Source organism: Stenotrophomonas sp. STEN018, assembly GCF_056760235.1.
The window spans coordinates 1-9489 of sequence record NZ_JBRREK010000094.1 but is presented as its reverse complement, the minus strand read 5'-3'; the positions used below and the strand labels follow the sequence as shown (position 1 = coordinate 9489).

Sequence of the window (9489 nt, the reverse complement as noted above, 5' to 3'; positions counted from 1 at the left end):
CCCCCCCCCCCCGCGCCGCCGCCGCGGCGCGCGCCCGCCGCGCGCCCCGGCCCCCGGCCCCGGCCGCCGCGGCCCCCCCCCCGCCCCCCCCCCCCCCCCCCCCCCCCCCCCCCCCCCCCCACTACAGGCGGGTCGCTGACTGCCTGACGCGCTGTATCGGTCATTCGACGTGGGCCGCCAGCGGGTAAACTAGTGCAATGCCCCAGAGTCCCGCGCAACAACTGCTTTCCAGCGTTTTCGGTTACGACAGTTTCCGCGGCGATCAGCAGGCCATCGTCGAACATGTCGCCAGCGGCAACGATGCCCTGGTATTGATGCCTACCGGTGGCGGCAAATCCCTGTGCTACCAGATCCCGGCGCTGCTGCGCGAGGGCTGCGGCATCGTCATCTCGCCGCTGATCGCCTTGATGCAGGACCAGGTGGAGGCGCTGCACCAGGTCGGTGTCCGCGCCGAGTTCCTCAATTCCACGCTGGACGCCGAAACCGCCGCGCGGGTCGAGCGCGAGCTGCTGGCCGGCGAGCTGAAGCTGCTCTACGTCGCCCCAGAGCGCCTGTTGACCGGGCGCTTCCTGTCGCTGCTGAGCCGCGCGCACATCTCGCTGTTCGCCATCGATGAGGCCCATTGCGTATCGCAATGGGGCCATGATTTCCGCCCCGAGTACCGCCAGCTGACGGTCCTGCACGAGCGCTGGCCGCAGGTGCCGCGGATCGCCCTGACCGCCACCGCCGATCCGCCTACCCAGCGTGAGATCGCCGAGCGTCTGGCGCTGTCCACGGCCCAACACTTCGTCAGCTCCTTCGATCGCCCCAACATCCGTTACACGGTGGTGCAGAAGGACAACGCCAAGCGCCAGCTGCTGGGCTTCCTGCGCAACCATCGCGACGAAGCCGGCATCGTTTACTGCATGTCACGGCGCAAGGTCGAGGAGACCGCGCAGTTCCTGTGCGGCGAAGGCATGCAGGCGCTGCCCTATCACGCCGGCATGCCAGCCGAGGTACGCGCCGCCAACCAGCGCCGCTTCCTGCGCGAGGACGGCATCGTGATGTGCGCCACCATTGCCTTCGGCATGGGCATCGACAAGCCGGACGTGCGCTTCGTCGCGCATACCGACCTGCCCAAATCGATGGAAGGCTATTACCAGGAAACCGGCCGCGCCGGTCGCGATGGCGAGGCTGCCGAAGCCTGGCTGTGCTACGGGCTGGGCGACGTGGTGCTGCTCAAGCAGATGATCGAGCAGTCCGAGGCCGGCGAGGAGCGCAAGCAGCTGGAGCGCTCCAAGCTCGACCACCTGCTCGGCTATTGCGAATCCATGCAATGCCGCCGGCAGGTGCTGTTGGCCGGCTTCGGCGAAACCTATCCCAAGCCCTGCGGCAACTGCGACAACTGCCTCACCCCGCCTGCGGCCTGGGATGCGACCATCCCGGCACAGAAGGCGCTGAGCTGCGTGTATCGCAGCGGCCAGCGTTTTGGCGTCGGCCACTTGATCGACATCCTGCGCGGCAGCGACAACGAACGCATCCGCCAGCTCGGCCACGAAAAACTCAGCACCTACGCCATTGGCAATGACCTGGATGCACGCGCCTGGCGCGGCGTGTTCCGCCAACTGGTGGCCGCCAGCCTGCTGGAAGTGGATCCGGAAAGCCACGGCGGCCTGCGCCTGACCGATGCCAGCCGCGATGTACTCACCGGCCGCCGGCAGATGATGATGCGCCGCGACGCTGCACCCACCCGCGAGCGCGAGCGCGGCGGCCCGCGCACGGGTCTGCCGGTGCAGGCTGGCGATCTATCGCTGTTCCAGGCACTGCGTGGACTGCGCGCGGAACTGGCACGCGAACAGAACGTGCCGGCGTTCGTGATCTTCCACGACAGCACCCTGCGCAACATCGCCGAGCAGCGCCCGACCAGCGTCGACGCACTCGGCAAGGTGGGCGGCATTGGTGGCAGCAAGCTGGCCCGTTATGGCCAGCGGCTGGTCGAGATCGTGCGCGAGCAGGGCTGACCAGCAGCGCCGAGCTGCCCTGCCCTTGTAGCTGCGGCTAACGTCCGCTTAGATTCTGCTCAGCCAGCAGCAGCAGCCCGTCCAGCTTGCGCCGATCCGGCGAGCCGGCAACCTGCAGCCGCCCTATCAGCAGCAGCACGCGCTGCAGCTCTTCCTTGGCCAGACGCGCATGCCCCAACTGCAGCAGGGATTCGGCCAGCGCCAGACTCGTCTCGACAACAGCAGCGCTGTCCTTGCCCTGCTTGCTGCCGGCAAACTCCACCGCAGTCCTGCGCAAAGCCAGCGCCTGTTCTCCATCGCCCTGCCGAGCCGCCAGATCAGCGCGGATACCCAGCCAACGCAGCTGCAGTTCCTCCGCTACCGGTGAGTCCATTTGCTCGAGCAGTTGTCGCGCCTGTGCCAGCTGGCCACTGCGCACATGCCAATCGATCCGGTTCAAGCGGGCCTGCACGCGACCTGGCGCATCGGCCGGCAAACTCTGGCTCAAGCCCTTGTCAGCGTGCTCCAGCATCACCCCAGCCTCGCCCATCCGCCCATCGCGCATCAGCAGACGCGCCAGTTCGCTTTCAGCTCGCAGGCTGGTGGGTGAGTCCTCGCCCAGTTTCTGTTTGCGGATCAACCAGGACTGTCGATACAGCGCTTCGGCCGCGGCCAGCTCGCCGCGCAGCTCTTTCAACGAGCCGTAATTGAACAGGCCCATCGAATACTCAACCGAGTCCTGCCCATCCAGGCGCGCGCTCAAGGCATTCCGCTTCTGGTAATGCGGCTCCGCCGCAACGTAATCGCCAGAATCCCGGTACAGGTCCGCCAAGCCGTCGTACTGCATGCGGACAAAGCTGCTCTCCGCGCCGTACAGCTCCAGCGCGTACTGCATTCCCGATTGCAGCAGCGGCAAGGCCTGCTCGTATTTGCCTTGTTCGCGGAGTATCTGCGCCAACCGCGTTTCGGCAGCCAACGCCAGGCTGGTCCGGCGGCCATGCAGATTGGCCAGCATCTGCCGGAACTCACGCTCTGCCGATGGCTGCCGCCCCCAGCGCAGGTACATCAGGCCTTTGTTGTAAGACAGCTCACTGGTCTCAGTGCTGACGTCCACACCCTTCACATCCTGATAGAGCGACGTTGCACTGCTGAAGGCCGCTTCGCCCAGATCAAAATGCTGCTGATTCACCAAGGCCAGCCCCTTGGCGCTGTACAGACGCGCCTGCGCCAACGCCGGCGCCTTGCCCCCAATCAGTTCCAGGCCCTGCGCCGCCAACTGCAGACCGCGCTCACCATCGCCATCAAGGGTCTTCTGCACGGACAGATCCGCCAGCACATTGGCAGCGTCCAGCGGCCGCGCCACGCGCGGATCCATGAAACCGCCATACGCTTGCTGCAACAGAGTGTCGGCCTGATGTGAAGCACCTGCGTTCTGATAGGCAACGCCAAGTACTGCGCGCATCCGTGCCAACTGCGCCGGGGCATCAGCCAGATCACGCGCCACCTGCAACGTGGCCTTGTCCAGCAGTTGCCGCGAACTCAACTCCTCGGCGCCGCGTTCGGTGCGTAGAAATGGATCAGCGGTTTCAAACATGCCAACCATGAAGTTGCTGATCTGTTGCGCCACAACCGCTTCTTCCTGCGCCTGCCGCCGGGTCTCCCACAACCCGAAAACGAACACCGCAAGCAGCGCACTCGCACCAACACCGATCGCCGTGCCCTGCCAGTTCCGGCGCAGCGCTTTTCCGAGGTGGTACAGGCGGCCACCGTTGCGCGCAAGTACCGGCTGCATCTCCTGATAGCGGCGCAGGTCAGCCATCAAGGCTTCAACCGAGCGATAGCGCAGGGCGATGTCACTGGCGCAGGCACGTGCGACGATGGCATCCAGATCACCACGCAGGCGCCGCCGCCAAGGCAGATCAACCGGTGTATTGGCACTGGGCGCGATCAATGCCTCGCCGGTGTTCTGCACCTCGCGCATCGACGGTTGCGTGGACAGCAACTCCAGCAACATCACACCAAGACTGTAGACATCGCTGGCCGCACCGACGGTATGCCCGGCGATCAACTCCGGGCTGGCATAGCCCGGGGTGCAGTAGCCGGAATCGCGTTTTTCACGCGCCTCGTTGAGCAGTCGCGCCAGACCAAAGTCCAACAGCACCGGCTGGCCATTGGCCTGCACCAGCACGTTGGGAGGTTTGAGATCGCAATGCAGCACCAGCTGTTCGTGCGCCGACTGCACGATGCTGCAGATTTCCAGGAACAGCGTAAGTCGTTGCTGCAGGCCCAAGGCCTGCTCGGAACACCAACAATCCAGGGGCACGCCGTCGATGTACTCCATCACCAGATAGGGATGCCCATCCGGCGTGGTGCCGCCATCGTAAAGACGCGCCACATTGGACAACTGCAGGCCTGCCAGAACCTGCCGCTCGGCACCAAGCAGCTCTACCTCGGTGGCACCCGGCATGCCATGCAACAACTTGATGGCAACCGTACGCTGGTAGAGACCGTCGGCGCGCTCAGCCTTGAACACGGTACCCATGCCGCCATGCGCGATGCGCTCGGTCAACCGCCATGGACCGAGCCGCTCACCCACCCCCAGTTCCGGCGCCAACGCGCGCGCCAATGCAGTGTCCAGACGACTACTGACCCGGCTCAGGCCTACTGTCTGTGAGCGCAGCAGCTGCAGTACTTCCTCGCGTATCGCCGGGTCGTCACTGCCCGCGGCGAGTGCTTGCTGCCATTGCTCGCGCGGCAGCTCGCAGATGGCATCAAACAGGTCACGGACCTGCCGCCAACGCTCGCTCGCCATTACCGCGCCCCCGCCATCGCTGCTCAGCGCAGCTGCCGGTTCAACCAGGCCCGCGCAAAGCGCAGGTCACGGTCAACCGTGGGCGCGGACACATCCAGCACCAGTGCGATCTCATCACGACTCATGCCGCCGAAGTAGGTCAATTCAATGGTGCTCGCCGCACGCGGCTCAAGTTCGGCCAGTTGATTCAATGCCTGGTGCAAGGCCAGCACGTCGTAACCGATAGCCGCATCGTCCGGCACTTGGTCAGCGTGGGACAACGTCAATTGCTCGGCATTGCCACCACGTTTGTCTGCTGCTCGCGCACGCAGATGATCCACCAGCACCGAGCGCATTTTCAGTGCAGCAATGGCAACGAAGTGGGCACGGTCCTTGTAGTCCGCATCGGTGCCAAGCAGGCGCATCAGCGATTCGTTTACAAGCGCGGCCGGCTGCAAGGTGCCGCCGGTCTGTTGCGACAAGCGGTTGCGGGCAATCAGCATCAAATCCGAGTACAAGGCTTCGAACAGATGCTCGCGCGCATCCATATCGCCTTGTTGCCATCGGTGCAGTAATTGCGTGATCTGTTTGCTCAACCCTGTCCCCAATGCGTGGACGCCCACCAGGGCAACCAACGATCCATCCTGCATATTAGGACCAGACCCGGCGACTTCCAACCGCAGCGGCTTGCACTGCTCGTTCGTGCTGCATGCCGGGCGCCTCGCAGTTCCCCCAGATCAGCCCGCAAACGGCGAACCCGGTCGCAAGCCACGTGGGCTGCCGGGACGTTCACCCGCCTTTCGTCGGTGATCCATTTCGGCGGCGACGAAGCCACACGCCAGACTCCGCAAACCAGGCTGAGCGTTGACAAAGCCTCAGCGGAGACCGAATCTGCGCCACTTCGCGCTTATCAAGCGCTCAATCGGCAGGTTCTATGCAGCAGGGTGTGATGCAGGGCGTGTGGGGACGAAGCGTATTGATCTGCGCACTGTTGGCGGCAGGAACCCAGGCAGAAGCCGGGCAGGCACGGCCCTTTGTTCCGGGCGCGCACAAGGGGCCTCGACATGGAACTCAGAATGAAGTCGCGGTACTCGGCACTGCGCATCTGGCAGGTTTGCCGAAAACCTTTGATCCATCGACGCTCACCCCACTGATCGACCGGCTGGCGGCGTGGCAGCCACAGGCAATCGCCGTCGAGACAGTCTCTGGACAGCAGTGCGACATGTTGCGCCGCTACCCTGCCCGTTACGCCTTGACGGTGAACGATTACTGCCCTGACCTGTCAGCGGCTGCAAAGGCGACCGGACTGGACGTGGCAGCGGCGACAGCGGCCGCCGACGCAATGCTGGCGAACTGGCCGACGCAACCAACGGCGGCCCAGCGTCGCGAACTGGCAGCCAAGTTCCTGGCCGCCGGAGAGCACGATTCCGCTCTTGTCCAGTGGCTGCACCTGCCTGCACCAGAGCGGCGTGCGGAAGGCAGCTTGAACCAGGAGTTGGTGGAGGCACTGGAGGCACTGCGCAGCAGTCGCAATGAAAACACACTGATCGCTGCACAGCTGGCGGTGCGGCTGGGCCATCAACGGCTCTGGCCGATGGACGATCACAGTGCCGACCGCTATGGCCCGGACCCCAAGGCCTACGTGAAGGCCATCCGCAAGGCCTGGGACAACCCTGCCAGCAAGCAACGTGCAGCGCTGCACAGCGACCTGGAAACCCAACTCGGCACGCCCGAGAACGCGTTGACGATGTATCGGCGTGACAACGGCCCGGACCTCGCCCCAGCTGCCTTCGAAAGCGATTACGGTGCCGCGCTGGAAGAACCCTCCGCGCAGGGTTACGGGCGCATGTATGTCACGTCCTGGGAGACCCGCAACCTGCGCATGGCAGCCAACATCCGTGACCTGATGGGGGCAAGCCCGGGCATGCGCACCTTGGTGCTGGTTGGCGCCTCGCACAAGGCGTATCTGGATGCCTATCTCGAGCAGATGCACGATGTGCGTATCGTCGATGTCCAGCAGGCCTTGCTGAAGTAGCGCACAAAGCCCGCAGCGAGAGCCGCGGCGCTGCGATCACGTATCCCGGGTAAGCGCAGCGCACCCGGGAGAAAGGATCAAGGTGAGGCCGTGCGGCCGTGCGCCGTAATTACCCGGGCTACGCTCGACGTGCCAGTTCAGGCCGCTTGCGCGGAGATTGATGTTTCGCGAGGCAACAAAAAAGGCTTCGGATCGCTCCGAAGCCTTGGCAATGCTGGTGGGCCGTGATGGATTCGAACCATCGACCAAAAGATTAAAAGTCTTCTGCTCTACCAACTGAGCTAACGGCCCAAACAAAGACCCGGCCGCAGCCGGGGTGCGTATTCTAACGCAATAAACACAAAAACAACATCATGCGTAATGGGTCGGATCAAGCATGCCGGCGGCAGTGAAACCATCGGCGCGCAACTGGCAGGCATCGCAGTGACCGCAGGCCTTGCCGTCCATATCGGCCTGGTAACAGGACACAGTCAAACCGAAGTCCACGCCCAGGCGCTGCCCCTCCAGTGCGATCTGTGCCTTGCTCAGGTACTGCAGCGGCGCGTGCACGCGGATGCCTGCACCTTCCACGCCGGCCTTGGTGGCCAGATTGGCCAATGCCTGGAAGGCGGCGATGAATTCCGGGCGGCAGTCCGGGTAGCCGGAGTAATCCACCGCATTGACGCCGCAGAAGATGTCGTTCGCACCCAGCACTTCGGCCCAGCCCAGCGCCAGTGACAGCATGATGGTGTTGCGGGCTGGCACATAGGTGACCGGAATGCCGCCACCTTCACCCGCCTCCGGCACGTTGATGTCATCGGTCAGTGCCGAGCCGCCGATGCTGCGCAGATCGACCGCGACAACCTTGTGCCCGGCTACGCCCAGTGCTGCGGCCACGCGCGCGGCGGCTTCCAGTTCGGAGGTATGGCGTTGGCCGTAGCGCACGCTCATGGCGTGTACTTCGAAGCCCTGCTCCTGGGCGATGGCGACGACGGCGGCTGAGTCCATGCCGCCGGAAAGAAGCACGACTGCTTTCTTCTTCATGGTGATGATCCGGTTGGGGGAGGAAAGCCAGCACGCTGTCCCGCGCCGGGGTAAACACTTGGCGGGTGCAACGCCGGCTCAATAGCCCGGGGCGTCGTCCCACAACAACTTGTGCAACTGCATCTGGAAGCGCACCGGCAGGCGATCTGCGACGATCCAGTCGGCCAGCTCACGCGGGCTGACCTGAGACTTGCTCGGTGAGAACAACACCATGCAGCGCTCCGGCAAGCGGTGCTCAATGAGCATGGCCTTGGCCCACTCATAATCACCACGGCTGCAGATCACGAACTTCAGCTGGTCGCGGGCGGTGAGCAGCGGAATGTTCTCCAGCCGGTTGCGCGCCATTTCCGCCGAATCCGGCGTCTTCAGGTCGACCACCCGTGAGACGCGCGGATCGACCTCGGCGATATCCAACGCTCCCGAGGTCTCCAGCGACACGTCCAAACCGGCTTCGCACAGCTTGTGCAGCAGGATCAGGCAGCGCTTCTGCGCCAGCGGCTCGCCGCCGGTGACGCAGACGTGGCGCACGCCCTGCTTCAACACTTCGGCGACGATATCGTCGATGTCCCACCAGTCGCCGCCGTGGAAAGCATAGGCGGTATCGCAATACTGGCAACGCAACGGGCAGCCGGTCAGGCGCACGAACACAGTCGGCCAGCCGACGCTATCGGCCTCACCTTGCAGGGACAGGAAAATTTCGGTGATCTTCAGTCGCGGCAAGGGCGACTGCACGATCTCGCTGGGAACAGCGGCGCTGGGAGAGTTCATAGTCATCAGCCGCACCATCGGTGCGGCACCACATCAACGCAGTTGCTGGCCGAGCCGGATCGACTGCAGTCGGTCCTGGGCGGTACGGGCCGCATCACTGCCGGGAAAACGGGAAATTACCTGTTCCAGGGTTTGCTGTGCCTGGGCATTGTTGCCTTCACCAAACTGCGACAGGCCAAGCTTCAGCAAACCGCCGGCGGCCTTGTCGTGGGTGGGATAGCGCGCGACCAGATCGCTGAACTGCGCCTCGGCCATCTTGAAATTACGCGTTGCGTAAAAGCTCTCACCCAGCCAATACAAGGCATTGGGGGTGTAAGCAGCATTTGGGTACAACTCAAGGAAACTCTGGAACAACTGCGCCGAGTCGGCATAGTTGCCAGCCTTCAACGCGTCAAAGGCGACATTGTAGGCAGCACGCTCATCACCAGCAGAAGCCAGAGTACCGGCATCACCACGTACGGTTGGCGGACGTTCGGCAGCAGCCGCTGTCGGCTTTGCGGCCGCAGCGGCGGGCGTCACCGCGCCAGTGGCAGGAGCTGCCGGAGCGCCAGCACCGCCTTCAAGGCGATTGAGGCGACCGTCCAGGTCCAGATACTGATCGCGATTGCGCTGCTTCAGCTGTTCGTTTTCGTGCTGAAGCTGCTCGATCGTGCCCTGCAACGCCTGCATTTCAGTACGCAGCTGCTGCAGCTGATTGAGCATGTCGGTATTGGCCTGACTGTTGTTGACCTGCGTTTCCAGCACGCCAACCCGGTCAGCCAAACTTGCCCGTTGTGCATACGCGGGCGCGGGGGCCCCCCCCGCGGCGGCCCCCCCCCCCCCCCCCGGTGTGTGGGGTGCGCAGGCCGAAAAGTGCGGGCGGGGGCTTGTTCAGCCGCACGGGGCTGGCCCCC

7 protein-coding genes and 1 tRNA gene are annotated in these 9489 nt (G+C 64.3%); 2 read left to right on the top strand and 6 right to left on the bottom strand.

Annotated features, from left to right (window positions below):
- The first annotated feature begins 197 nt into the window (after positions 1-197).
- On the top strand, positions 198-2000 hold the full coding sequence (gene recQ, locus ACVOMB_RS20155; protein WP_481532811.1) for a DNA helicase RecQ: 1803 nt from the start codon (positions 198-200) through the stop codon (positions 1998-2000).
- A 37-nt stretch (positions 2001-2037) separates the two neighbouring features.
- On the opposite strand, the gene ACVOMB_RS20150 is transcribed toward recQ, so the two are convergent.
- Both ACVOMB_RS20150 and ACVOMB_RS20145 read right to left on the bottom strand, forming a co-directional pair.
- Positions 2038-4791 carry a protein kinase domain-containing protein gene (locus ACVOMB_RS20150; RefSeq protein WP_481532810.1) on the bottom strand — a complete coding sequence of 918 codons (2754 nt, stop codon included), beginning with the start codon at positions 4789-4791 and terminating at the stop codon, positions 2038-2040.
- A 23-nt stretch (positions 4792-4814) separates the two neighbouring features.
- Positions 4815-5366: an ECF-type sigma factor gene (locus ACVOMB_RS20145; protein ID WP_481532809.1), complete on the bottom strand. Its 552-nt coding sequence runs from the start codon at positions 5364-5366 to the stop codon at positions 4815-4817.
- 626 nt (positions 5367-5992) lie between these two features.
- Between ACVOMB_RS20145 and ACVOMB_RS20140 the strand changes: the two genes are divergently transcribed.
- On the top strand, positions 5993-6805 hold the full coding sequence (locus ACVOMB_RS20140) for a DUF5694 domain-containing protein (RefSeq protein ID WP_481532808.1): 813 nt from the start codon (positions 5993-5995) through the stop codon (positions 6803-6805).
- Between the two features lie 215 nt (positions 6806-7020).
- Here ACVOMB_RS20140 and ACVOMB_RS20135 read toward each other — a convergent pair.
- The 4 genes from ACVOMB_RS20135 to ybgF form a co-directional block, all read right to left on the bottom strand.
- Positions 7021-7096, bottom strand: a tRNA-Lys gene (locus ACVOMB_RS20135).
- 60 nt (positions 7097-7156) lie between these two features.
- Positions 7157-7828 (bottom strand): 7-cyano-7-deazaguanine synthase QueC, encoded by a 672-nt coding sequence (gene queC, locus ACVOMB_RS20130; RefSeq protein ID WP_481532807.1) that lies wholly within the window; start codon positions 7826-7828, stop codon positions 7157-7159.
- A 78-nt stretch (positions 7829-7906) separates the two neighbouring features.
- Positions 7907-8602, bottom strand: a complete 696-nt coding sequence (gene queE, locus ACVOMB_RS20125; RefSeq protein WP_481532806.1) for a 7-carboxy-7-deazaguanine synthase QueE — start codon at positions 8600-8602, stop codon at positions 7907-7909.
- A gap of 27 nt (positions 8603-8629) precedes the next feature.
- Positions 8630-9358, bottom strand: coding sequence for a tol-pal system protein YbgF (ybgF, locus tag ACVOMB_RS20120; RefSeq protein ID WP_481532805.1), 729 nt, complete (start codon positions 9356-9358; stop codon positions 8630-8632).
- Positions 9359-9489 lie beyond the last annotated feature (131 nt).